The organism is Streptomyces sp. NBC_01363, assembly GCF_026340595.1.
In the GTDB taxonomy this organism is placed as follows: Bacteria; Actinomycetota; Actinomycetes; order Streptomycetales; family Streptomycetaceae; genus Streptomyces.
Genome location: NZ_JAPEPF010000001.1, coordinates 2264725 through 2288788, shown reverse-complemented (window position 1 = coordinate 2288788; position 24064 = coordinate 2264725). Strand labels below are relative to the sequence as shown.

At 71.5% G+C, this 24064-nt stretch carries 18 protein-coding genes; 5 read left to right on the top strand and 13 right to left on the bottom strand.

Going from position 1 to position 24064, the window contains the following annotated elements; genetic code table 11:
* The first annotated feature begins 294 nt into the window (after positions 1-294).
* The gene (locus OG611_RS10720; protein WP_266418066.1) at positions 295-1179 is read left to right on the top strand and encodes a helix-turn-helix domain-containing protein; all 885 of its coding nucleotides are present in this window, start codon (positions 295-297) and stop codon (positions 1177-1179) included.
* Entirely contained in the window at positions 1176-1823 is a 648-nt protein-coding gene (locus tag OG611_RS10715) for an HAD family phosphatase (protein WP_266418064.1), read from the top strand. Before OG611_RS10720 ends, OG611_RS10715 begins: the two co-directional genes overlap by 4 nt.
* Before the next feature lie 46 nt (positions 1824-1869).
* Here OG611_RS10715 and OG611_RS10710 read toward each other — a convergent pair whose 3' ends face one another.
* The 5 genes from OG611_RS10710 to OG611_RS10690 all read right to left on the bottom strand — a co-directional run bounded on the left by OG611_RS10710 (position 1870) and on the right by OG611_RS10690 (position 9976).
* Positions 1870-2562: a hypothetical protein gene (locus OG611_RS10710; protein WP_266418062.1), complete on the bottom strand. Its 693-nt coding sequence runs from the start codon at positions 2560-2562 to the stop codon at positions 1870-1872.
* Between the two features lie 385 nt (positions 2563-2947).
* On the bottom strand, positions 2948-3592 hold the full coding sequence (locus OG611_RS10705; protein ID WP_266418060.1) for an RlpA-like double-psi beta-barrel domain-containing protein: 645 nt from the start codon (positions 3590-3592) through the stop codon (positions 2948-2950).
* Positions 3593-3869: 277 nt separating this feature from the next.
* On the bottom strand, positions 3870-7379 hold the full coding sequence (locus OG611_RS10700) for a hypothetical protein (protein ID WP_266418058.1): 3510 nt from the start codon (positions 7377-7379) through the stop codon (positions 3870-3872).
* 157 nt (positions 7380-7536) lie between these two features.
* Positions 7537-9018: a penicillin-binding protein 2 gene (locus OG611_RS10695; protein ID WP_266418056.1), complete on the bottom strand. Its 1482-nt coding sequence runs from the start codon at positions 9016-9018 to the stop codon at positions 7537-7539.
* A gap of 112 nt (positions 9019-9130) precedes the next feature.
* Positions 9131-9976, bottom strand: coding sequence for an LLM class F420-dependent oxidoreductase (locus tag OG611_RS10690; protein ID WP_266418054.1), 846 nt, complete (start codon positions 9974-9976; stop codon positions 9131-9133).
* A 241-nt stretch (positions 9977-10217) separates the two neighbouring features.
* On the opposite strand from OG611_RS10690, the gene OG611_RS10685 reads away from it, so the two are divergent.
* Complete coding sequence (locus tag OG611_RS10685) at positions 10218-11759, top strand: CehA/McbA family metallohydrolase (RefSeq protein WP_266418052.1); 1542 nt, start codon at positions 10218-10220, stop codon at positions 11757-11759.
* On the opposite strand, the gene OG611_RS10680 is transcribed toward OG611_RS10685, so the two are convergent.
* Genes OG611_RS10680 through OG611_RS10670 form a run of 3 tightly spaced genes read right to left on the bottom strand, consistent with a single transcriptional unit; the run spans position 11731 to position 14743 of the window.
* Complete coding sequence (locus OG611_RS10680; protein WP_266418050.1) at positions 11731-12741, bottom strand: DMT family transporter; 1011 nt, start codon at positions 12739-12741, stop codon at positions 11731-11733. The genes OG611_RS10685 and OG611_RS10680 overlap by 29 nt on opposite strands.
* Positions 12738-13349 carry a TetR/AcrR family transcriptional regulator gene (locus OG611_RS10675; protein WP_266418048.1) on the bottom strand — a complete coding sequence of 204 codons (612 nt, stop codon included), beginning with the start codon at positions 13347-13349 and terminating at the stop codon, positions 12738-12740. The genes OG611_RS10680 and OG611_RS10675 overlap by 4 nt, the downstream gene beginning before the upstream one ends.
* A gap of 32 nt (positions 13350-13381) precedes the next feature.
* A complete protein-coding gene (locus OG611_RS10670; protein ID WP_266418046.1) occupies positions 13382-14743 on the bottom strand; it encodes an MFS transporter in 1362 nt (453 codons plus the stop codon).
* A gap of 219 nt (positions 14744-14962) precedes the next feature.
* Here OG611_RS10670 and OG611_RS10665 point away from each other — a divergent pair, with 219 nt between their 5' ends.
* Both OG611_RS10665 and OG611_RS10660 read left to right on the top strand, forming a co-directional pair.
* Entirely contained in the window at positions 14963-15598 is a 636-nt protein-coding gene (locus OG611_RS10665; RefSeq protein WP_266418044.1) for a DNA polymerase ligase N-terminal domain-containing protein, read from the top strand.
* Positions 15595-16317 carry an endonuclease gene (locus OG611_RS10660; protein ID WP_266418042.1) on the top strand — a complete coding sequence of 241 codons (723 nt, stop codon included), beginning with the start codon at positions 15595-15597 and terminating at the stop codon, positions 16315-16317. The genes OG611_RS10665 and OG611_RS10660 overlap by 4 nt, the downstream gene beginning before the upstream one ends.
* An 18-nt stretch (positions 16318-16335) precedes the next feature.
* Here OG611_RS10660 and OG611_RS10655 read toward each other — a convergent pair whose 3' ends face one another.
* From OG611_RS10655 to OG611_RS10635, 5 genes are all read right to left on the bottom strand, one after another.
* Positions 16336-17511: a macrolide family glycosyltransferase gene (locus OG611_RS10655; protein WP_266418040.1), complete on the bottom strand. Its 1176-nt coding sequence runs from the start codon at positions 17509-17511 to the stop codon at positions 16336-16338.
* Between the two features lie 222 nt (positions 17512-17733).
* Entirely contained in the window at positions 17734-19299 is a 1566-nt protein-coding gene (locus tag OG611_RS10650) for an APC family permease (protein ID WP_266418039.1), read from the bottom strand.
* A gap of 246 nt (positions 19300-19545) precedes the next feature.
* A complete protein-coding gene (locus OG611_RS10645; protein ID WP_266418037.1) occupies positions 19546-21009 on the bottom strand; it encodes an aldehyde dehydrogenase family protein in 1464 nt (487 codons plus the stop codon).
* Positions 21006-22745, bottom strand: a complete 1740-nt coding sequence (locus OG611_RS10640; protein WP_266418035.1) for an amidohydrolase family protein — start codon at positions 22743-22745, stop codon at positions 21006-21008. Before OG611_RS10640 ends, OG611_RS10645 begins: the two co-directional genes overlap by 4 nt.
* Before the next feature lie 193 nt (positions 22746-22938).
* Positions 22939-24060, bottom strand: a complete 1122-nt coding sequence (locus OG611_RS10635) for an LLM class flavin-dependent oxidoreductase (RefSeq protein WP_266418033.1) — start codon at positions 24058-24060, stop codon at positions 22939-22941.
* Between the last annotated feature and the right edge of the window lie 4 nt (positions 24061-24064).

Sequence of the window (24064 nt, the reverse complement as noted above, 5' to 3'; positions counted from 1 at the left end):
CGCGACAGCCGCGACCCGGTGCGCCGCGACCCGGGGGACCGCGACGCGGCGGGCCCCGACGTAAAAAGGCTTTTAAAGGCTTTGGGAAGAAGAAACTTTCCCAACCCAACCCCTCCCCCAGCCACGTACAGGGGCCCGTCACTCGCACGGGTGAGGTTCGCGAACTGAGCTGGATTTCGGGGCTATTGGCTGGCATATGCTCGCCGCGACAACCCCCATACATGCGTCGGCCCCCGGCCGGGAGTCACGATCCCGAACGAGGGCCTGACCACCGAGGAAGTAAAGGGCTTCCCGATGGATACACAGCAGGTTAGCGCGCCCTCGCGCGCCCCGTCTCCCGTTCGCGGCGGCGCCACGCCGACGTCCGGTGTCATGCACATCAACTCCCGGCACACCAGCCGCTTCACCGTCATCGGCAACCATCTCGCCCAGCACCGCGAGCTCTCCCTGCTCGCGATCGGGCTCTCGACGTACATCCAGTCGCTTCCCGCCGGGGCGCGGATCGGCATCAAGACGCTCGCCGAACGCTTCCCCGACAGCGAGGCCCGTATCGCCGCCGCGTTACGCGAACTGGAGGCCCACGGCTACCTGAGCCGTACCCGCGAGCGGCTTCCCAACGGACGTGTCGTCACGCGCACTTGCTCCTACAACCAGCCGTCCGGCACCGCACAACGCCACCCGGCCCCGGCCCCCAAACCGCGCCGCCAGCCCAGCCGCCCAGCCCCCGCACCAACCCCCGAACCGGCACCGTCACCCGCACCCGCCAAGGCCCCGCCCCCGCCGCTCCCCCAGCCGCGCAAGGAGCTTCCCCAGCTCATCCGCGCCGCCACCGCGCTGCTCACCGATCTCCCCCGCCACGCGCCCCAGATCCACCTCGCCGAGAAGGACGTCATCCTTCTCGCCCCCGCTGCCGCCACCTGGTTCGAGCGCGGCGCCACACCCGCCGCCCTCCGGCACGCCCTCACCCACGACCTCCCCCAGCCCCTCAAGCACCCCGCCAAGCTCCTCCGGCACCGCCTCACGGCTCTTCTGCCACCCCCGCCGACCCCGGACATGCCCGCAGTCCCGCTCCAGAACTGCGACCGCTGCGACCGCGCCTTCCGCTCCCCCGTCCCGGGCGACTGCCACGACTGCGCAGCCGACGCCGCCCACGCCCCGTTTCCTATCCTGACCGGATGATCACCACCCCTGAACTCGTCATATTCGACTGCGACGGCGTGCTCGTCGACAGCGAACGCATCGCCGTACGCATCCAGGTCCAGGTGGGCGCCGAGCTGGGGTGGCCGCTGACGGCGGAGGAGGTCGTCGAGAAGTTCGTGGGCCGGTCGAACAAGTCCATCGGAGCCCTGGTCGACGCCCGGCTGCCCGGCACGTCCGCCGCCTGGCAGCAGCGCTTCGAGGCCCTCCACCACGACGCGGTCGAGACCGAACTCGTCGCGGTGGAGGGCATCCACGAAGCGCTGGCCGCCCTCACGCTCCCCACCTGCGTGGCCTCCAGCGGCAGCCACGACAAGATGCGCCACACCCTGGGCCACACCGGGCTCTACGCGCACTTCGAGGGACGCATCTTCAGCGCCACCGAGGTCGCACGCGGAAAGCCCGCCCCCGATCTCTTCCTTCACGCGGCCCGGCGGATGGGGGTCGAGCCCGCCGCCTGTGTGGTCGTCGAGGACAGCAAGTACGGGGTGCAGGCCGCCCGTTCAGCCGGGATGCGAGCCTTCGGCTACGCGGGCGGGCTGACCCCGGCGCACTGGCTGGAAGGCCCGGACACCGTGGTCTTCGACGACATGCGCAAGCTGCCGACGCTGCTGTCCGGGAGCTGAGCGTTCCCGGCCCGCCGCTTCCCGTGTCTCGCGGTGCTCCGGCCCGTCACCACTCCTCGTAGCGGCCGATCACCCGGAAGCTGCCCGCGACGCCGTTGTCGATGAACCCGCCGCCTCGGACGTTAGGAGTCACGACACCGTAGGTGCTGCCGTGGGGGCCGACCGTGGCGACCGGAGAACCGCCGTCACAGGCGAACCCCCGAAAGACCTCGACCGCATACCGGCTGTCGTTGTAGATGCTGAAGCTGCTCGAACCCAGCCCGCTGGCCGCGGGGACGCAGCCCCCCGGATAGGCGGAGTACTCCCGTTCGTTGAAGAAGATCCTCTCCTCCCTCTTCCGGTCGTAGCCGCGGTCACGCCCGCCCCGGTCGCCGCCCTCGTCGTCGCGCCCGCCCCGGCCGCCGCCTTCGTCGTCGCGCCCGCCCCGGTCGGAGCCCTCGTCGTCGCGCCCTCCGCGGTCCGAGCCCTCGCGGTCGCCACCGTTGTCCCCCTTGTCTCCCTTGTCCCCCTTGCCCTCCGTTCCGCTGTCGCTGCCGAGGGGGGCCGGAGCGGGGGCAACCTGCCGGGCGGGCGGGGCGGCCCGGTGGGCGGGCTGCTCGGCCCGGTGAGCGGGCTGAGCAGCCCGCACGGCGGCCGGTTCGGACTGGGTGAATCCGTCAGTCGAGGCATAGGTGATGCCAGTGGCAAGGACCGCTGTGCCGACTACGGCGGCGGCCACAGTGAAGGTACGCGTAGGCATGTCGCTTCTCTCCGTCTCAGAGACGCCGGCCTGACGGCCGACCTGCGGCGAACGTACCGATGGGCCCCATACCTGTCATTTCGGGCAGGCCCAGGGCGTGACACCACGGGACCGGTCGGGTGCAAAGAAGGCATTCAGCGCATATCTTCCATAGCGATGTCGCTGCGCCGCTGGTCACTTCCCCGGCAAAGCCTGCATCGCGCTCTTCGCGGTCGGCGCACTCAGTCCGCAAGCTGCCGACGCCACGTCCCGGGCCATGGCGGCGCGACCGGCCGCAGCGAAGCCCGGGAGATTCCGGCCACCCCGAAATGCGCACGGCGGGACCCGGCCGACCGGGTCCCGCCGCGTGAGACCTACCGAAAACCTCTGCTCAAGAGTGAGCCGACTACTCCACGAATCGCCAGGTGATGTCGATCGTCCCCTGGTCGAGGGAGGCGAGCTCCTGGTACGCGGCGCGCGTCAGATCGAGGCCATACATTTCCGAAGTCGGGTTTGCGTCAAGGACGGTCGCGGTTATGGACTTTCCGTTGTGCGTGACCACGACCTTCCTTCCGCACTGAGAGGACTGGGATGACCCGGATCCGAACATGCGGTGGTCGAGCGCAACAACGAATTCGCTGTCCCTGATGACTTGGCCGCACGCCCCCGGCATCCCGTCGGAGCTGAAGAAACTCGCCGCTCCGCTGTAGCCCTGCGACGGCTGTTCCGGTGACTCGCCCTGCTCCGGGGGCGGTGTCGTGGTCTGGCCCGGTTCCGGGGGCGGTCCCGTTGTCCTGCTCTGGTCCGGGGGCGGCGTTGTGGTGCTGCCCGGCTCCGGAGGTGCTGCCGTGGTGCTGCCCGGTTCCGGGGCGAGGGTGGAACGGGGCGACTCGGTCAGGCTGGGGGCGGGTTCCTCCGGTTGCCCTGAAACGCTCGATGCCGGGACGGGGATGTCGGTGTCCTCCGAGGCGGAGGCGGTGGCGACGATCACGGCAGCGGAGCCGACGGCCAGCAGTGTGGCCGCCGCGATTTTGGCGATCTTTGCTCTCAACGTTCCCTCTCTGAATGTCACATTCCGGACGGCGCGTATGTGAGGCATTCGTGGCGGGGGGGGCCATGAAGTTTCCTCGCAACCACGCCACCGCGATCTGCGCCCACCTGGGCCGACGATCGCGGCGGCCCCATGATGACCAATCCCGCTGATGCTCCACTGATGCCCCACTGACGTTCGGCAACGGGCCGCGAAGGCCGGGCGCCCGTACGCGCAAAGGCCGGGCGCCGCACCGTCTGGTGCGGGTCGCCCGGCCCTTGCGTTCAGCTCGACTACGTCAGCGGGCAACCGCCTTGGTCGCCTTGCTGATGGCGGTACCACTGGCGTGGCCGGTGCGGCGGGCGGTCACCTTCACGGTGATCTTCTTGCCGCGCTGGGCGGACTTGAGCGTCAACGAGGACTTGGTCGCGCCGGAGATCGCCTTGCCGTTCGCGTACCACTGGTAGCCGTACGAGGTCGGGGCGGGAGTCCAGGTGCCGTGGGCGGCCTTGAGGGTGCGGCCCACCTTCGCGGTGCCGGAGATCGTGGGCTGCTTGGTGGCCTTGGGCGCGCTGCCCTTGGCGACCTTCACCGAGGCGGGCGTCGCAGAACCGTCGGCGTGACCGGTGCGGTGGGCCGTGACGGTGATGGTGAGGTACTTGCCGAGCAGCGACGCCGGGACGGTGTACGTCGATGCCGTCGCGCCCTTGATCGCCTTGCCGTCGGCCTTCCACTGGTAGCCGTAGGAGGTGGCGGACGGCATCCAACTGCCGTTCGTGGTGGTCAGCTTGGCGCCGACCTTCACGGTGCCGGTGATGTTCGGAGTGGTCGTCACCCTGGGCGCCGCGCCCTTGGCGACCGTGAGCGCCGCCAAGGTGGCCGGGACGTCCGCCGTGCCGGTGCGGCGGGCTGTGACGGTGACGCCGATCTTCTTGCCGAGCAGCGAGACCGGGACGGTGTACGCGGCGGCGGTCGCGCCGGTGATCGGCTGCCCGTCGGCGTTCCACTGGTAGGCGTACGAGGTCGGGGCGGGGGCCCAGGTGCCGGGGGCCGCGGTGAGGCGGTCGCCGACGCGGGCGGTGGTGCCGATGGTCGGCGGTGCGCTGTTGCGGAGCGGGGCCGAGGTGACGGTGAAGTTGCCCCGCGCGTACTCCCCGCCGTTGTGGGTGATGACGCTCGCGCCCCAGGCGCCCTCGGCCGCCCCGGTCAGGTCCAGCTCCGCGGTCAGGGTACGGCGGTCGGGCGAGACGGAGACCGTGGTCCCGGTGATCTCCCGGCCGGAGTTCCGCAGCACGAGGCGGTGGTCCTCGTGCAGGGCCGTGCCGGTGACCGTGACCGTCGTCCGCGCGCCGGAGGCGCCGGTGGACGGGGTGAGCTTCGTGACGGTCACCCGCTCCATGCCGCAGAGCCCCGGGCAGACCGCCTCGGCCCGGTAGGAGGTCTGCGAGGCCTTCTCCGGCAGGGAGAGGACCAGGATGCTCGGGGTGAGCTCCCGGGAGTACGACTCGATCACCGAGCACCGGTAGCCGCCGGGGGTGCCGCGTACGCAGCCGTTGTCGAGGCTCGGGTCGTACAGCGCGGGCACCGCCGTATCGGTGGCACCCGTCGTGTCGCTGATGTCCATCGTGAAGCGGTCGCTGTACGCGGTGGGCAGCGCCGCGCAGACGGCGGTGTGCTCCTCGTCGAGGGTGCCGGTGACCGGGCCGTAGCCGTACGCGATGCTCGCGACCTTCTCGCACTCGGCGGCCGGTCCGTCCGGGCCCGCGATGCGCAGGGCGTCGAAGCGGTACGAGTCGGGGGCCTTCAGCGTCACGGGGACGGTGACCAGGACCTGGTAGTGGGTGGAGCCGGTGACGGCGCACGCCTGGTTCTTGTTGCAGTGCGGGGTGCCGTCGGCGCCGTACACCACCACGTTGGCGGTGCCGAGCGGGTCGCGGACGTCGATGTGCAGGGTGTCCTTGGCGTCGGCGGTGGTGACCTGGCGGCAGCGCAGCTCGCCCGGGGCGCCCATGGTGCCGCCGGTGGACGGGCCTCCGGGCTTCGTCGCCGGGTTCGCGGTGCAGCCCTTGGCGGTCGCGGTGACGTCGCGGCGGGCCAGGATGTACTCGGCGGGGGTGTCGCGGCCGGTGACCAGCACGGTGTGGGCGACGCCCGGGGTCAGCGCGCAGGTCGTCCAGCTGTCGAGGCCGGCCGAGCAGATCTGCTTGCCCTGGACGTCCAGGACGGTGAACCCGGCGAGGGCCGTGGTGCCCGGTGCCGCCCGGAACTGGATGTTCTCCTGGGTGCTGTGGTCGTCGGCCGGGATGCTCAGGCAGTTCGAGAAAACGCCGTTCCCGGTGACGACGCGGGCGGCGGGGCCGGTCGCGGTGAAGTCGCCCGCCGGGACGGCCGGGCAGTCGCTCGCCGCGTCGGTGCGGTGCAGGGCGAGGGTGTACGGGCCGGTCGGGTTCGACTCGCTGGTGGTGGAGACCAGGGCCCGGAACGGGGCCTTGCCGGTGAGTCCGCAGGTCCCGGCCGAGAGCTGGGACGTGCCGCACCGCTGGATGCCGTCGGCGTCGACCACGGTCGCCTCGGGACGTGGTGCGGGCCCGTTGAATGCCCGCAGCACCGCCAGCCGGGCGCCCTCGGGGAGCGGCAGCGACAGGCAGTCGATCTCGCCGCCGACGGCGAACCCGGAATGGTGCACGCCGAGTTCGACCGGCTCGCAGCCGGTGGTGGCGGAGTGGTCGATGACGAGGGTGGGGGCGTCGGTGAAGACGGTGTAGTCACCTGCGGCGGGGAGGGAGCAGACGTCCCAGGTCGCGCAGACGGTCCTGCCCTCCCGGTCGTACACGGCGAGCACGGACCGTACGCCGTCGTGGACGGCGTACGCGTCGTAGCGTCCGGCGGCCGGGGCGGTGAAGGTCCGGCATCCGTGGACCGGATCGGCGGCCGTGGGGCCGGAGTTGTATCCGTTCAGCGCCGGGTGGGTGCAGCCGGCCGGGTCGGAGATGCGGCGGACGGCGAGGGTGTACCCGGCGGGGAAGCCGTGCTCGGCCTCGCTGACCTGCGAGAGGACCCGGTACGGGCCGTCGCCGGGCAGTACGCAGCCCTCGCTGTCGTCCTCGTTGAAGTGCGGGCAGATCCGGGCGCCGGTCTCGTCGGTGATCCACGACAGGCTCTGGCCGTACGCGGACGGACTGATCTTGTTGGTGATCCGCTCACCCGGCTTGCCCGCGAACGGCTGGCACTGGATGGCCGTCGGCCCGGCCGCCGAGCCGACGACGGGTGCGGTGTCCCAGGACGTGCCGATCTCGGGCGCGCAGCCCTCGGTGGTGGCGAGGGGGACGACGGCGACGGTGGGCCTGCTCGGCTCGGACCAGTCGTTGAACAGCCGGAGCGTGAAGTCGCCCGAGCGGGGCAGTCGGCACCAGCCGGCGCCCCACTCGGGGTCGTAGCAGTCGATCTCCGTCTCGCCGTCGTAGACATGGGTGTACGTGCTGGCGTCGGCGCCGCCGACGAGCACGACCTTGTGCAGCCCGGCGGCCCCGGCCGTGAACGTGAAGCAGGCCGTGCCGTCGCCCGGGATCGTCGGCTTGCCCTCGGCCGGGGCGGCCTCGCCGAAGCCGGAGAGCGGCAGGGCTGCACAGTCCTCGTCGGCCGGAGCATCGGCCGGGGCGCCGGCCGCCGCCGTGGGGGCGTACGCCTGCGCGGCGGTCGCGGGTATCAGCAGCGAGAGCAGGACCGACAGCGCGAGCAGTAGCGCCGCGTACGCCGCCGATCCCGCCGATCTCTCGGATCTCGCCGCCGTGCGTGGGTAGTTGGGCATTCCGTTCCCCCCGGACCGGTGAAGTGTGCGCTTCTGCCGGGGCTTCACGAACGACGCGCGAACGACGCGCGAACGCGGGACGGCCCGGGACACAAGCAAGATGTGTGCGACTCGTAAAGAAGAGTGCACACGATGATCGCACACGTGTCCCAGGGGGCTACTTGCCCAGCACCGCCTTCATCACGCTCTTCGCGATCGGCGCACCCAGCCGGCCACCGGAGATGTCCGATCGGGAGATGTCCATGTCCGTCGGGTCGATGAACACCGCGACCGCCACCGACTTGCCGTCGGCCTTGCCGTACGAGACGAACCAGCCGTACGGCACCTCGTCGTTCACGTTGACGCCGCGCTGCGCCGTGCCGGTCTTGCCGCCGACCGTGACACCGTCGATCAGGGCCCGCTTGGCGCTGCCCTCCTTGGCCGTGAACTCCATCATTTCCTGGACCTTCTTCGCCGTCTCCTCGGACACGGCCTGGCTCTTGAGCTTCGGTTCGTTCTTCTCCAGGACCGACACGTCGGGGCCGCGCAGCTCGTCGACGATGTACGGCTGCATCAGCTTGCCGTCGTTGGCGAGGGCGGCCGTCACCATCGCCATCTGCATCGGCGTGCTGGTGAGGCTGCCCTGCCCCATGCCCGTCAGCGCCGTTCCGGGCTTGTCCAGTTTGTTCGGGTAGAGGCTCTTGGTGGCGAGCATGTCGCCGAACTCGTCGGAGTACACATCGGCGTTGAAGCCGAACTTCTCGGCGGTCTCCCGCATCTTCTCGGCACCGACCTTGGACGCCGCGTCGAGGAATACGTTGTTGCAGGAGTACTGCATCGCGGTCTTCATGGACGCCTTGTTGCACACCGCGTCGCCGGCCTCGCTGCCGATCTTGTTCGTGGAGAGCGGCAGGGGGTACGGGGAGACGGCGTCGGATGCCGCGTCGACGTCGGTGACCACGCCGTTCTCCAGGGCCGCGGCCGCCGTGAGGATCTTGAACGTCGAACCGGGCGGGAAGGTCTCCCGCAGCGGGCGGTTGGCCAGCGGCTTGCTCTTGTCCTTGACGAGCGCCTGGAACTTGTCTCCTTCCTTGAACGAGTTCCCGGCGAAGACCGACGGATCGTACGAAGGGGTGGAGACGAGGGCCAGGACCTTCCCCGTGCTCGGATCCAGCGCGACGACCGCGCCCCGCGCACCGAGGTCGGTCAGCCCCTTGTAACCGGCCTTCTGCGCCTTCGGGTCGATCGTGGTGATCACATCACCGCCGCGCCGCTGCTCGCCGGTGATGATGTCCTTGGCGTGCCGGAACGCGAACCGGTCGTCCTGGCCGCTGAGGATGCTGTCGTACGTCTTCTCCAGGAGGGACATGCCCTGCGCCTGGGAGGCGTATCCGGTGACGGGGGCGTACATCGGACCCTGCTTGAAGGTCCGCCGGTACTTGAAGTCCGTTCCGTCGACCGCCTTGGAACCGGTGATCGCGTCGCTGCCGACGACGATGTCGCCGCGCGGGGTGGCGAACTGGGCGATCTTCACCCGTCGGTTCTTCTCGTGAGTGGCCAGGGGCTCGCTCTTGACATACTGGATCCAGTTCGCCCGCAGCAGCAGCCCCAACACCAGCAGCCCGCAGAATATGGCTATGTGCCGCAACGGCCTGTTCATCCTGATCCACTCCCGGGCTCACCGACTATTTGATCCTTAACCCAGGAAGATGCCGATTCCGGGCAAATGGTTGCACCCGCAACCATCCCTGAGAGGTGCGGGCATCCGTCGCTCAGAGGTGCTCCGCGTAGCCGTCGAGTGCCCGCAGCACCTCCGCCTCGCCCGCCGGGGGCAGTTGCAGGACGATCTCCTCGATGCCCAGGTCCGCGTAGTGCGCGAGCTTCCCCGCGCTGGGCAGCACCGCGTACGGGACGACCTGGAGGTGTTCCGGGTCGCGGCCCGCCTCCTTCCATGCCTCGCGGAGCTTCGGTACGGATTCGGTCAGGCCCCGGCCGCCGATGGGGAGCCAGCCGTCGGCGTACTGCGCGATGTGGGCGAACAGCTTCGGACCCGCCGCGCCGCCGATCAGGGTGCGGGGGCCGTTCACCGGGCCGCGGGGCGCCTGGACCGGCTTCGGGTACGCGTAGCTGGCCCGGACCGAGCCGAACTCGCCCTCGTATGCCGTGGGTTCGTCCGCCCACAGGGCGCGCATCAGGGCCAGCCGGTCGCGGACGAGGTCGCGGCGGGCGGGCCAGTCGACCCCGTGGTCCGCGGCCTCCTCGACGTTCCAGCCGTAGCCGACGCCCAGCGTGAACCGGCCACCGGAGAGATGGTCGAGGGTGGCGGCCTGCTTGGCCAGGTCGATCGGGTCGTGCTGGGCGACGAGCGTGATGCCGGTGCCCAGCGCGAGGCGTTCGGTGACAGCGGCGGCCTGGGCGAGAGCGACGAAGGGATCCAGGGTGCGGCCGTACTCGGACGGGAGTTCGCCGCCCGCCGGGTAGGGGGTGTCCCTGCTCACCGGGATGTGGGTGTGCTCGGGCAGATAGAGCCCGTCGAAGCCGCGCTGTTCGAGCTCGCGGGCGAGCCGCAGCGGCGTGATCGTCTCATCGGTGAGGAAGATCGTTGTGGCGATCCGCATATGAGGACACCTCCGTCGTGATCCGGTGAGGGACGAGAACCCAACGTATGCCGTGCGGTGCGGAAAGCCGAGCATGCGGGAAGTCGGGGAAATCGGGGAATCAGGGAGTTGAGGGGCCGGCCCGTTCAGGTATCCCGGCGTTCGTCCGGAGTTCACCGCCGGCCGCCAGGGTTTCGGGTGCGCGTCGTTCCGTCCCGCTCGCTCACGCCTTGCCGCTCACGACACCAGGGGAGCCCTTCGCATGTCCGCATCGCATTCCGCTCATGGCCACCCGATGGCCAGGCGCGGCCTTCTCGTCGGGACGGCCGCCACCGCTCTGACGTTGGGCACTGTGAGCTTCGCCGACGCCGCGCCCCCGAACGGCGGCAACGAGGGTGAGGACGGCCCGGACCGGACCAGGACCGTGCGCGGCACCCTGCCGACCGGGTCGCCCGACTTCGTGTACCTGCCGGTCGAAGTGCCGCGCGGGGTACGGGAGATCGCCGTCTCGTACGCGTACGAGAGGACACCCGTGCCGGCCGGGACGCAGGGCAACGCCCTCGACATCGGCATCTTCGACGAGCGCGGCACCGCGCTGGGCGGGCGCGGGTTCCGGGGGTGGTCCGGCGGGGCGCGCGGCAGCTTCTTCATCCGGGCGGACGAGGCGACGCCCGGCTACATCGCCGGGCTGGTCCGGGCCGGCACGTGGAACATCGCGCTCGGCCCCTACACCGTCGCCCCCGAGGGGCTGCCGTACGAGGTGACGATCACCCTGCGCTTCGGGCCCGCCGGGTCCACGCCGGAGCCCGGGTACCCGCCGGAGCGTGCGAAGGGGCGCGGACGGGCCTGGTACCGGGGGGACTGCCACCTCCACTCCACGCACTCGGACGGCAGACGCACCCCCGCCGAGATCGCCGCCGCCGCGCGTGCGGCCGGGCTCGACTTCATCAACAGCAGCGAGCACAACACCTACTCCGCGCACGGGGCGTGGGGCGGGCTGTGGGGTGACGACCTGCTCGTCCTCACCGGCGAGGAGATCACCACCCGCAACGGGCATGTGCTCGCGGTGGCCACCGACCCGGGCACGTTCGTGGACTGGCGCTACCGGGCCCGCGACAACCGGTTCGGCCACTACGCCAAGGCCGTGCGCAAGGCCGGTGGCCTGGTCGTGCCCGCTCATCCGCACGCCACCTGCATCGGCTGCCACTGGAAGTTCGGCTTCGGCGAGGCGGACGCGGTGGAGGTGTGGAACGGGGCGTACTCCCCGGAGGACGAGATCGCTCTCGCCGAGTGGGACAACTCCCTGGTCGCCGCCGTCCGTTGGTCGAAGCCGTGGGTCGCGGCGATGGGCAACAGCGATGCGCACCGGGAGCCGGACGTGGTGGGGCTGCCGCAGACCGTCGTCCTCGCCGACGAACTGTCGCGCGAGGCGATCGTGGCCGGGATCCGGGCCGGGCACTCGTACATCGCGGAGTCCTCCGCCGTCACGCTCTCCTTCGGCGTCTCCGGCGGGCGCGGGCTGCACGCCGGGATCGGTGAGCGGCTGCGGGTGGACGGGGACGACACCCCGGTCACCGTGCGGCTGGAGGTGACCGGGGCGCCCGGCTGCACCGCGCACTTCGTCACCGACCAGGGCACGCTGTTCACGGCCGCGCTGCCCGAGTCGGGCACGGGGACGGTGGAATGGCGCACGACTCCGGCCTACGCCGCCTACGTACGGGCCGAGGTCCGCCATCCGGCGACGGTGCCGGGGCTGCCGGGGGCACTGGCGGCGCTCACCAATCCGGTGTTCCTGGAGGGGTAGGAGCGGGTCGGGCCGGAGCGGTGGCCGGGGCCGGGGAGGCCGCCGCGCCCCCGCGTACGCGGACGGGCCGGGACGGGGCGGTCAGTACGCCGAGGCAGGCGATGACGAGGGCGATGCCGGTCCAGCCGAGGGCGGGGAGGTGCTCGCCGACGACCAGGACCGCGAAGACGGCCGCCACGGCGGGCTCCAGCAGGGACAGGGTCGTCGCGGTGGAGACCGGGATGCGGGACAGGCCGAAGCCGAACAGGACGTACCCGGCGAACATGGGCACCAGCGCCATGTAGAGCCCGACGCCCGCGTTCGTCCAGGAGGCGACCAGCGGCGCGCCGGTGGCCAGCAGGACCGGTACGAGCATCAGCCCGCCGAGGCCGAACACCGCCCCCATGGCCGCCCGCGAGCCGATGCCGCGGGTGATGAGGCGGTGCGCCGCCCACGCGTACACGGCGTAGGTGACGCCCGCGACCAGCCCGAGGCCCACGCCCACGACGGTCTGCCGGGCGGAGCCCGTGCCCGCTCCGCTGCCGGCCTGCGCGGCCTCGGCCGCACACAGCAGCACCGTGCCGGCCAGCCCCAGGGCGGCTCCCGTCATCCATCTCCGGGACAGGCGCCGGCCGTCGGCGAGCCGCTCGATCAGGGCCGACGCCAGCGGGGCGGAGCCGATGGAGACGACCGTGCCGACCGCGACACCGGCCAGGTGCATGGAGGTGTAGAACGCGAGCGGATACAGCGCCACGCCCGCTCCCCCGACGAGCACGATCCGCCACTGCGCCCGCAGCGCCGCGCGGCCCCGTGCGATGCGGCGTCCGGCCAGCAGTGCCTGGAGCAGGCCGCCCAGGCCCATCGCGGCGGCGCCGATCGCCAGCGGGCCGACCTGGGGCGCGAAGGTGGCCGCGGTGCCCGTGGTGCCCCAGAGCACCGAGGCCAGCAGGACCGCGAGCGCGCCGAGGCCCGGTCCGGCGGCACGCCCGGCCGGCCGGCTCACAGGGCGCCCACCAGGGAGGCCGCCAGGTCCCGGGCGCGCCGCATGCGTACGGCGTCGCCTTCGAGGCCCGCGCGCACGATGGCCCCTTCGAGCAGGAACGCCAGGTGCTCCGCCGTGACCCGGGCCTTCTCCGCCTGGCCCGGCAGCAGCTCCTGGAGGTGGGCGGCGAGCAGGCTCTCGACCTGCTCCTTGTGGTGGCGGACCACGGTCCGGCCCTCGTGCCCGGTGGGCAGTTCGGCGGCGGCGTTGAGCAGTCCGCAGCCCCGGAAGCCGTGCTCGTAGGCGAGATCGGCATGGTCGGCGTAGGCGTCGAAGACGGCCAGTACGGCCGCTGCCGGTCCCTGCGCACCGGCCAGGCGTCGCCGGTAGAGGTCGAGCCACTCCTCGTGCCTGGCCTGGAGGTAGGCGCAGACGAGGTCGGCCTTGGAGTCGAAGTTGTTGTAGAGGCTCATCTTCGCGACGCCGGCCTCGGCCGTGATCGTGTCGATGCCCGTCGCCGCCACGCCGTCGGCGTAGAACCGGCGCGCGGCGGCGTCGAGAATCCGGCCGCGCGCCGCCCCCCGCCGCCGCTTCACCGGCTGCTTCTCCTCGGCCTTCGCGTCGCCCATGTCCACCCGCCTCCTTAATTAGGTAGGTCAGTCTACCTAACCGTGAGAGCGGCGGCCTCCGCCGGGGGCGAGCCGACGCCGAGCCGGTGCGCACAGGCCCGCCGTTGCACGACCGCCAGGCCCGCGACCACCGTCCCCAGCACCAGCCACCCCGCAGGCCCGGCCACCATCACCACGCCGGTCAACAGCGGCGGCCCGGCGGACTTCTGGATGGACTGCGACATCCCGGCCACCCCCAGATACGCGGCTCGGGCGTCCCGGGGCGCGAGCAGGACCGCGAGCTCCCACGAGCTCACCGACCGCATCAGCTCCGCCAGCGTGACCAGCAGCGCCGCCGCGAGCAGGACCGCCCCGGCCACCCAGCTCCCGCCCCGGGTGGCCGTGGCCAGGAAGCCGCAGCCGGCGAACATCAGGACCCCGTAGAGCAGCACCGCCCCGGTCGCCCGGCGCGGCCCTTCGGCCCGCTTCGACACGCTCAGCTGGAGCACCACGACCATCACGGTGTTGAGGACGAGGAAGACCGGGACCAGGGCATGCGGTGCGGAGGTGCGGTTCACCAGCCACAGCGGCAGGCCGACGGCGAGGACCGAGTCGTCGAGGTTCATCGGGATGTCCAGGAGGACGAACCGGAGATAGCCGCGGTCCCGCCACGGGCTGGAGGGCCGGACCGAATCCCGCTCGCCCGCGAAGACCGGGGCACCGGACTCCGCGCCCCCGGCCCGTGCCGCACCCCCGGCCCGTGCCACCTCGACGGCACTCCCGCCCGGCTCGCTCGTGCGCCACACCAGCACCGCGGCGACGAGGAACGACAGCGCGTTGCCCAGGATCAGGGCGCGGTAGGCACCCGTGGTCCCCACCGCCAGGCCGATCGCCGCGATCCCGGCGCCGACGCCGTAGCCCGCGTTGGCCGCGCTGCGCGACAGCGCCTGATAGGCCGCGCGCCGCTCGCCCGCGACCCGGGTGGCGAAGAGCATCTCCAGCGTCTTGGCGGCCCGGTCGCCCAGGTAGGTCACGGCGACAACGGGCAGCAGCGCGTCGAAACCCGTGCAGACCAGGACCAGGCCGAGGGTCACCAGCCGGAGCAGATGGCAGCCGATCAGCAGCGGGCGCACCGGGAAGCGGCCGGCCAGCCGCCCGGCCAGCGGCGAACCGGCGATGCCCGCGACCCCGGCCACGCCCAGCAGGACGCCGATCTGCTGGGCGCTCAGATGCGTCACGAAGGTCAGATACAGGACCGAGGACGCGGCCCACAGCCCCGAACCGGTCCGGTCCACGGCCAGGGCGAGCAGCATGATCCGCGCATTGCGGCCGCCCGGCGGATTGTGCAGCTGGGCCAGCAGACCCGGCCCGCCCTCCGGGGCCCTCGCCCTGCCACCCTTTTCGCCTCGCCGCATCACGCGCCCCCTCAGGCATGCCTCGACAGGCATGCCTCGACATCAACAGATCTTGAAACAAGGGGAAGACTGCCCGCGGAATAGTCTCGATGTCAAGATACTTGATGCCGAGATACCTGTGCGCGGACCGGCGCCGGAACCCGTCCCGGTGCGCTTCGCGGCACGGGGCGTCACAGTGGAAGGGAGCACCGGGCGGGGGCTGCCGGAGGAGGTGTCCGGATGGATGGGACCGGCGACAACGACGACCGGCTCCGGGACTACCGCGGCAAACGGCACTTCGACCTGACGCCGGAACCGCACGGCAACGGTGAACGGACGGGCGCGGCACCCTGCTTCGTCGTACAGATCCACCAGGCGCGACGCATGCACTTCGACTTCCGGCTGGAGGTCGACGGCGTACTGAAGTCGTGGGCGGTGCCGCGCGGCCCTTCGGAGAACCCGCGCGTGCGGCGGCTGGCCGTCCCGACCGAGGACCACCCGCTGGAGTACCGCACGTTCGAGGGCGTCATCGCGAAGGGTGAGTACGGCGGCGGCACGGTGATCGTCTGGGACCAGGGCACCTACCGGCCGCTCAGCCACGACCGTTGGGGCGAACCCGTGCCGTTCGAGCAGGCCCTGGAGGACGGTCACGCGACGTTCTGGCTCGACGGGACCAGGCTGCACGGCGAGTTCGCCCTCACCCGCTTCAAGGGCGGCGACGCCCCGGGCGAAGAGGTGTGGCTGCTGATCAAGGCCAAGGACGCACGGGCCACCCAGGACGGTCCTGACACCCCGGACCCCTACCTCGCACGTTCGGCCCGCACCGGCCGCACCCTGGCCCAGGTGGCGGCCGAGGAGGGAAGCGGGTCCACGTGACCGCCCGCGACACCGTCGAGGTCCTGCTCGCCGACCACGGAACCACGTACGCGGCCGAGGCCGGGATCCGGCTGCGGAACACCCCGCAACCCCTGTACCAACTCCTCGTCCTCAGCGACCTGTTGAGCGCCCGCATCCGGGCCTCCGTGGCGGTGGCGGCGGCGCGCGCCCTGTTCGCCCACGGCATGCGCTCGCCGCGCCGGATGGCCGCGGCGACCTGGCAACAGCGCGTGGACGCACTGGGCGAGGGCGGCTACCGGCGCTACGACGAACGGACCGCCACCCAGCTCGGCGAGGGCGCGCAGCTCCTGCTCGACGACTACGGGGGCGATCTGCGGCGACTGCGCGAGGAGGCCGACGGCGACCTGGACGCCCTGCGGGCCGGGCTGCGCCGGACCCCGGGCATCGGCCCGGCCGGCGCGGACATCTTCGTACGCGAAGTGCAGGCCGTGTGGCCGGAGACGGCGCCGTACGTGGACGGGAAGGCGCTCCAGGGCGCCGAGCGGCTGGGCCTGCCCACCTCCCCGGCGGAACTGGCGAGACTGGCGAGACCGGCGGAACCGGCCGAGCCCGCCGGGCCGGCCGAGCCGCCCCGGCCGGCGCGACAGGCCGGCCGGGGCGGACGGACGGACGGGCGTGGGATCGCCGTTCTCGCGGCGGCCCTGGTGCGTGCCGCACTCGACCAGCACATCGTGGACGACGTCAGGGCCCACGCCTGAGGAAGCCGGGGCGACCGGTCAGCCCAGCATGTCCTCGATGAGGTCGGCGGCCCGCGTGGTGCCGCCCTCGGCCCGTGCCGCGGCGCGGAGCCGCGTCGAGCGGCAGGCGACCTCCGGGTCGGAGACGAGTTCGACCAGGGCGGTCCGCAGCGCCTCGGCGGTGGCCTGCTCGGTGTCGATGCGGCGGGCCACCCCCAGCTCCACGAGCCGGTCGGCGTTGGTGAACTGATCGGCGGCCTGGGGAACGGCGATCATCGGCACACCGGTGAACAGCCCTTCGCTGCTGCCGCCCATTCCGGCATGGGTGACGAAGGCGTCGGCCTGTTCCAGGATCGTGAGCTGAGGCACCCAGGAGTGCACCTCGACATTGGACGGGATGTCGCCGAGTTCCGCCGGGTCGGTGTACTTCCCGATCTGGAGCACGACGTGCCAGCCGGGCAGGTCGCCGTAGGCGGCCAGGCACTGGCGGTAGAACTCCGGCCGCCTCGTGAACGCCGAGCCCAGGGAGACCAGGAGCACGTTCCCGGCATCGGCGGGACGCGTCCAGTCCCCCGCGTCCGCCCGCGCGCCGAAGCAGGGGCCGACGAACGTGACCGTGCCGGTGTCGACCCGGTCCGCGTGCGGCTGCATCGCCTCGGGGATCGTCGCAAGGGCGTGCGCGGGCCGCCCGCAGAAGGCACCCACATCGGTGGTGGACGCCCCGCAGTCGGTGAGCCACCGGGCGAACCTCGCCCGGTACGCGTCGGCGCCCGGCAGCTGCCACAGCTGCGCCGCGACCTCCTGGTCGTAGCCCTCCCAGGCCACGTAGGTCGGGGACAGCTGCATGAGGGGACGGCCCTGCGTCTCGGCGAGGACGCGCGCGGGGTAGGCGCCGATGTCGTAGAGGTAGAGGTCCGCGGGGTCGGGGTCGTAGACGGCGCGCAGCTGCGGGAGCGCCTGGACCGCGTCGTCGAGGAAGACACCCATCGCGGCGACGGGGTCCTCGGGCCAGTCGTTGTCGGCGACCGGCAGCACGGACTCGAAGGGGACGAACTCGGCGCCGGTGGCCTCGATCAGCCCGGCCACCGCCGGGTCGTTGGCGTAGGTCACCCGGTGGCCGCGGGCCACCAGCTCGCGGATGATCTCAAGGCTCGGCAGGACATGGCTGACGGCGGGGACGCCGATCATCGCGACATGGGCACGGCGACGTGACATGGAGGTTCACTCTTTTCAGGTCTACGGAGATGGGGACACAGCGATCCAGTGCGCCGGCCACGGGCGGAAATCACCGTGGGCGCACTCGGGTTCGGCGGGACGGGGTACGTGCCCCGCCCGTGTGTCAGCCGTAGATCTGATGCATGAAGAACATGCCCTGGACCCTAGCCCGTCCCGTGCTCACGCGCACGGGGTTTTCGGTGGACTTCCCGCCGGTGCCGCTCAGTCCTCGACGACCAGCGACGGGGTCTCCTTGGTCAGCACCTCGCCGCGGAAGAACGCCGGGCTGCGGCGCTGCATCACCAGCATCAGCACCACACCGAGCAGCAGCAGCCCGACGCCGATGACGAACACCGAGCCGACCCCGAGGACCGACGAGCCGGAACCGTACGCCGGGTCCCACATGTCGTAGAGGGTCTTGCCGAAGACCGACGTGAGCAGGATGCCGCCGACGCCCGGGAACAGGCCCTTGAAGACCAGGTCGCGGAAGGAGCGGGTCAGGTCGGCGCGGAAGAACCAGACGCAGGCGAACGCCGTCAGCGCGTAGTAGAAGCAGATCATGAGGCCGAGCGCGTAGATCGTGTCGACCAGGACGTGCTCGCTGACCAGGGTCATGACCGTGTAGAAGACGCCGGTCGCGACGCCCGCGGTGATCGTGGCCCTCCCCGGGGTCCGGAAGCGCGGGTGGACCCGGGCGTACGAGGCGGGCAGGGCCTCGTAGGTGGACATCGCGAGCACCGTGCGGGCCACCGGGATGAAGGTGGTCTGCAGGCTCGCGGCGGCCGAGGCCAGCACGGCGACGAAGAGCAGGATGCCGAGCCCGGGGCCCATGACCGGGCCGGCCAGCGCGGCGAAGACGTTGTCGGAGGTGCCGGGGTTGGCCAGGCCCAGGCCGGAGGTGCCGGAGCCGACGACCATCTGGGCGGCGACACCGGTCGCCAGGTAGGAGCCGACCAGCACGACCATCGCGATGAGGGCGGCCCGCCCGGGGGTCTTCTCGCTGCCGGTGGTCTCCTCGTTGGCGGTCAGACAGGCGTCCCAGCCCCAGAACATGAAGATCGACAGCGACAGACCGGCGGTGAACGCGGCGAAGGACTGCACCGCGAACGGGTTCAGCCAGGACCAGGAGAAGTCCAGCGACGAGGCGAACTGGCCGCTGTTCGCCTTCTGCACGGCCATCGCCACGAACAGTGCGAGGACGACGAGTTGAAGCCCCACCAGTGCGTACTGGATGCCCTTGGTGGCCGTCATCCCCCGGTAGCTGATCGCCGTGGCGACCGCGATCAGGGCCAGACAGGTCAGGATGTGGACGGGTTTGCTGTCGTCCAGGGCGGCGATCGAGTCGTTGCCGGTGATCTCGCCCGCCAGGAGCCAGAAGTACGAGGTGGCGACGCCCGCCAGGTTCGACAGGACGATGATCGTCGCGATGACCAGGCCCCAGCCGCACATCCAGCCGATGCGCGGGCCGAACGCCTTCACCGTCCAGGTGAAGGAGGTGCCGCAGTCCGGCATGGCCTTGTTGAGCTCGCGGTACGCGAAGGCGACGAGCAGCATCGGCAGGAAGCCGGCCAGGAAGACGGCGGGCATCTGCACGCCGACCTCGCCCGCGGTGGAGCCGAGGGTGGAGGTGAGGCAGTAGACGGGGGCGACGGTGGAGATGCCGATGACGGCGCTGCCCATCAGGCCGACGGAGTTCCCGCCGAGGCCCTTGCCGCGTACCCCCCTGTCGGCCGGGGCGGCGCCCCGTGCCGTGTCTCCGGCCTGCGGCCGCACGTCCAGCTGAGTCATGAAAAGGACGATAAACGCTGCGATTTCCACATCTGGAGGATGAGACTCCGCCGTCTCACCCTTGAATTCCAGGCAACAATACGGAAAGACCTTGATTAATTGAAGGTCATTCGCGAACATCGCCTTCCGATGCGAGGTCGAGGCTCGATCGCAGCATCGTACGGGAACCGCAGCAGTGTCCGTTTTATGGGGGTTCAAAATTTCCCGTGGGTGTCCGCTCAGCGGACACCCACGGGCTGTTCCGGTTCAGCCGGGCCAGACGATCGACTGGAGTTCGCTGTACGCGTGCAGGGCGTACGAGCCGACGTCGCGCCCGACACCGCTCTTCTTGAACCCGCCGAACGGGGCCTCCATGTTCCGTCCGATGGTGTTCACACCGACCCCGCCGGCGCGCAGCCGCCGGGCCACCCGGAAGGCGCGGGCCACGTCCGAGGACCAGACGTAGTCGATCAGTCCGTAGTCGCTGTCGTTGGCGAGCGCGATGCCCTCCTCCTCGTCGTCGAAGGGGACGACCACGACGACCGGGCCGAAGATCTCCTCACGGACGACGCGCATGTCGTTGGTGCAGTCGGCGAGCAGGGTCGGGGCCACGTAGAAACCGCGCTCCGGCCCGGCCGGGCGTTCGCCGCCGGTGACGACCCTCGCCCCCTCCTTCCTGCCCAGCTCGACGTACGACTCGATCCGGTCGCGGTGGGCGGCCGAGATGACCGGTCCGACGACCGTGCCCCTGGCCGCCGGGTCGCCCACCTTCAGATGGCCCGCGTACGCGGCGAGCTTCCCGAGCAGGGCGTCATGGACGCCGCGCTGGACAAGGACCCGGGTCGGGGCCGTACAGATCTGGCCGCTGTAGAAGGAGAACGTGGTGCCGATCCCCGCCACCGCCGAGTCGAGGTCCGCGTCGTCGAGGACGACGGCGGCGCCCTTGCCGCCCAGCTCCATCAGCTGCCGCTTCATGCCCCGGCCGCACACCTCGGCGATGCGCTGCCCGACGGCCGTGGAGCCGGTGAAGCTGACCATGTCGACGTCCCCGCTGTCGACGGCGGCCTCACCCGCCCCGGGACCCGACCCGGTGACGACGTTGACGACGCCCGGCGGAACGCCCGCCTCTTCGAGCGCCTCGGCCATCCGGTAGACGGAGAGCGGGTCCTGCGGGGCGGGCTTCACGACGACCGTGTTGCCCATGGCCAGCGCGGGCGCCACCTTGCCCGCCGGGTTGGCCCAGGGGTTGTTGTACGAGGTGATGCAGGTGACGACGCCGACCGGCTGGCGGACGGCGAGCGCCCCGAAGACCCCGGCCCGCCCCATCGGCCCGGCCTCGTTGATCTGCGGCGCGACGGCCTCCTCGACCGGCTCCAGGGCGCCCCTGGCGTACCTGCGGAAGCGGGCGGCGCCGACGGCGACCTGCATGCCCCGGGCCGTCGCGGTGGTGGCGCCGCTCTCCGCGCGGGCGAGCGCGGCGTTCGAGGCGAGGTCGCGCACCATCAGGCCCGCGGCCCGGTCGAGGATCTCGGCGCGCTCCTCGGGGCGGGTGCGGGACCAGCCGGCGAAGGCCTCCCGGGCCGCGGCCGCCGCCGCGTACACCTGCTCGCGGCTCGCCTCGGGGGCGAGGCCGACGACCTCCTCGGTGGCCGGGTCGATCACCTCGTAGTGGCCGTGGTCGGGTTCGGTCCACCGTCCGCCGATGAACAGACGCCGCTTCCCGTCGCTCATGCGGTGCTCACCGTCCGGGTGTCGCGCCCGGAGCGGAGCACCGTGCCGGGGACCGCGCCGGTCACCTTGTCGTCGCGCAGGGTCTCCACCCCGTTGACCCGGACCGAGACGATGCCGATGGCCCTGGAGTCGAGCCGGGGGCTGTCGCCGGGCAGATCGTGCACGAGGGTGGCGGGCCCGGCGTCGATGCGTTCCGGGTCGAAGAGGACGAGGTCGGCGTGGAAGCCCTCCTCGATCCGGCCCCGGTCGCGGAGCCCGAAGAGCCGGGCGGGGTCGTCGGTGAGCATCTTCACGGCCCGTTCGAGGGGGACGAGCTTGCGTCCGCGCAGGCAGTCGCCGAGGAACCGGGTGGTGTACGGGGCGCCGCACATCCGGTCCAGGTGCGCGCCCGCGTCGGAGCCGCCGAGCATGACGTCCTCGTGCTCCCAGGTCTCGCGGCGCAGCACCCAGGAGGCGGGGTCGTTGTCGGTGGGCATGGGCCACAGCACCGTGCGCAGTTCGTCGGCGGCGCAGATCTCGACGAGGCAGTGGAAGGGGTCCAGCCCGCGTTCGGCGGCGATGTCGCGTACGACGCGGCCGGTCAGCCCTTCGTTGGCCGCGCTGTAGGTGTCGCCGATGACGTACCGGCCGAAGTCGGCGAGGCGGCGGAAGACTCCGGCCTCCTTGCTGTCGGCGCGGCGGAGCATCTCGGCGCGGGTGGCGGCGTCACGGAGCCGTTCGATGCGCTCGGGGACGGGGAGGGCGAGGATGTCGCCCCAGCCGGGTATGAGGTTGAGGGCGCAGAAGGTGCCGAGCGACATGTTCATCGGGGTGAGGATCGGCATGGTGAGCGCGACGATCCGGCCGCCGGCCCGGCGGGCCCGTTCGCTGGGCACGAGCTGACGCGGTACGCGTTCGGGGACGGCGGCGTCGATGGTGAGGACGTTCCAGTTCAGCGGGCGTCCGGCGGTGGCGGTCATGTCGACGAGCAGCTCGATCTCCTCGTCGGCGAACTGGTCGAGGCAGCCCGCGACGATCGCTTCGAGCTGGGTGCCTTCGTGTTCGCCGACGGCCCGGGAGAGGGCGAGGAGCTCCTCCGGCAGTGCGTGCCGGGAGGCGACGGGCTGCCCGTCGCCGTCGGAGTGGGTGGCGGACTGGGTGGTGGACAGCCCCCAGGCTCCGGCGTCCATCGCGTCGTGGAACAGCGCGAGCATGGCGTCGAGCTGTGCGGGGGTGGGCTGTCCGCCGATCGCGTCGGCGCCCATGACGTGCCTGCGCAGGGCGCAGTGCCCGACCATGAACCCGGCGTTGACGGCGATCCGCCCTTCGAGGGCGTCGAGGTATTCGCGGAAGCTGGACCAGCTCCAGTCGACGCCCTCCTCCAGCGCCTTGAGGGCCATGCCCTCCACCCGCGCCATCATCCGGCGGGTGTAGTCGGCGTCCTCGGGGCGCTCGGGGTGGAGCGGGGCGAGGGTGAACCCGCAGTTGCCTCCGGCGACGGTGGTGACGCCGTGGTTCATGGACGGGGTGGCGTACGGGTCCCAGAAGAGCTGGGCGTCGTAGTGGGTGTGCGGGTCGACGAAGCCGGGTGCGAGGACGAGACCGGTGGCGTCCTCGGCGGTGACGGCCTCCTCGGTGAGCGTGCCCGGTTCGGCGACGACGGCGATGCGGCCGTCACGGATGCCGATGTCGGCGGGGTACGAGGGCCCGCCGGTGCCGTCCACGACGGTCGCTCCGCGGATGAGGTGGTCGAGCATGACGGGGTTCCCTTCTGTGGTGGGTGGGTGCTTCCGCGGTGGGCGGTTGTGCGGCCGGGGTGCGCACGGCCGCGGTACGCACCCCGGCCCCACGGAGCGGCGGTCCGGGAAGACGCCGCTGGTCCGAGCGGGGCAGAATCAAGCCCCTCCGGCGATTGAGGAGCGGGGGTCCGGGGGCGGAGCCCCCCACCCACTACGCCGCGTCGCGGAAGCGGGAGGTGCGGTGGACCGGGTCCGTGTCGATCTCCGGGATCACGTGCTCACCGATCAGCTTGATCGAGTTCAGCGTGTCCTCCCGGCTCACCCCGATCGGCAGCCCGAAGCTCAACTGGTCCGCCCCCGCCTGCTCCCACCGCTTGCACTGCCGCAGCACCTCGTCCGGATCGCCGCAGATCATCAGCTCCTCGGCGATCAGCAGCTCGATGATCTCCTCGGTGTACTCCGGGAGCAGCTCGGGCCACTCGGGTATGCCCTCGGGCCGGGGGAAGGTGTCGTGGTAGCGGAAGAGCAGCGACTGCAGATAGTTCAGCCCGCCGCCCACCGCGATCTCCACGGCCTTGGCATGCGTCTCGGCGCAGATGGCCGTGGAGGTGACCATGACGTTGTCGTTGACGAAGTCCCCTATGGGATCGGCCTCCTTGACGGCCGTCTTGTAGGACTCGACGACCCACTCCATGTCGGAGACCTTCTGCACGCTGAAGCCCAGCACGCCGAGCCCCTTCTTTCCCGCCATCGCGTACGAGGACGGCGAGCCGGCCGCGTACCACATGGCCGGGTGCGACTTCCCGTACGGCTTGGGCAGGATCTTGCGCGGCGGCAGCGACCAGTGCTTGCCCTGGAAGCCGACGTACTCGTCCTGGAGCCACATCTTGGGGAACTCGGCGATGGTCTCTTCCCAGAGTTCCTTGGTGTGGTTCATGTCGGTGATGCCCGGCATGAACCCGAGGATCTCGTGGCTGCCGGCCCCGCGCCCCGAGCCGAACTCGAAGCGCCCCTCCGACAGATGGTCGAGCATGGCGACCTTCTCGGCCACCTTCACCGGGTGGTTGACCGGGGCGAGCGGGTTGAAGATGCCGGATCCGAGGTGGATGCGGTCGGTGGCGTGGGCGAGGTATCCCAGGTACACGTCGTTGGCGGAGAGATGCGAGTACTCCTCCAGGAAGTGGTGCTCGGAGGCCCAGGCGTACTTGAAGCCGGACTTGTCCGCCTGGATGACGTACTCGGTCTCCTCGATCAGCGCCTTGTGCTCTGCCCCGGGGTCGACCTTGGCCCGCGCGGCGGGCACGTACCCCTGTACAAAGAGCCCGAATTCCAAGGGG

Excerpts from the sequence above, each read along its gene's own strand:
- OG611_RS10655 (WP_266418040.1), bottom strand. The coding sequence starts at position 17,511 with ATGTCACGTCGCCGTGCCCATGTCGCGATGATCGGCGTCCCCGCCGTC.
- OG611_RS10670 (WP_266418046.1), bottom strand. The coding sequence starts at position 14,743 with ATGCGGCGAGGCGAAAAGGGTGGCAGGGCGAGGGCCCCGGAGGGCGGG.
- OG611_RS10710 (WP_266418062.1), bottom strand. The coding sequence starts at position 2,562 with ATGCCTACGCGTACCTTCACTGTGGCCGCCGCCGTAGTCGGCACAGCG.
- OG611_RS10720 (WP_266418066.1), top strand. The coding sequence starts at position 295 with ATGGATACACAGCAGGTTAGCGCGCCCTCGCGCGCCCCGTCTCCCGTT.
- OG611_RS10715 (WP_266418064.1), top strand. The coding sequence starts at position 1,176 with ATGATCACCACCCCTGAACTCGTCATATTCGACTGCGACGGCGTGCTC.
- OG611_RS10700 (WP_266418058.1), bottom strand. The coding sequence starts at position 7,379 with ATGCCCAACTACCCACGCACGGCGGCGAGATCCGAGAGATCGGCGGGA.
- OG611_RS10650 (WP_266418039.1), bottom strand. The coding sequence starts at position 19,299 with ATGACTCAGCTGGACGTGCGGCCGCAGGCCGGAGACACGGCACGGGGC.
- OG611_RS10695 (WP_266418056.1), bottom strand. The coding sequence starts at position 9,018 with ATGAACAGGCCGTTGCGGCACATAGCCATATTCTGCGGGCTGCTGGTG.
- OG611_RS10665 (WP_266418044.1), top strand. The coding sequence starts at position 14,963 with ATGGATGGGACCGGCGACAACGACGACCGGCTCCGGGACTACCGCGGC.
- OG611_RS10685 (WP_266418052.1), top strand. The coding sequence starts at position 10,218 with ATGTCCGCATCGCATTCCGCTCATGGCCACCCGATGGCCAGGCGCGGC.
- OG611_RS10640 (WP_266418035.1), bottom strand. The coding sequence starts at position 22,745 with ATGCTCGACCACCTCATCCGCGGAGCGACCGTCGTGGACGGCACCGGC.
- OG611_RS10675 (WP_266418048.1), bottom strand. The coding sequence starts at position 13,349 with ATGGGCGACGCGAAGGCCGAGGAGAAGCAGCCGGTGAAGCGGCGGCGG.
- OG611_RS10645 (WP_266418037.1), bottom strand. The coding sequence starts at position 21,009 with ATGAGCGACGGGAAGCGGCGTCTGTTCATCGGCGGACGGTGGACCGAA.
- OG611_RS10690 (WP_266418054.1), bottom strand. The coding sequence starts at position 9,976 with ATGCGGATCGCCACAACGATCTTCCTCACCGATGAGACGATCACGCCG.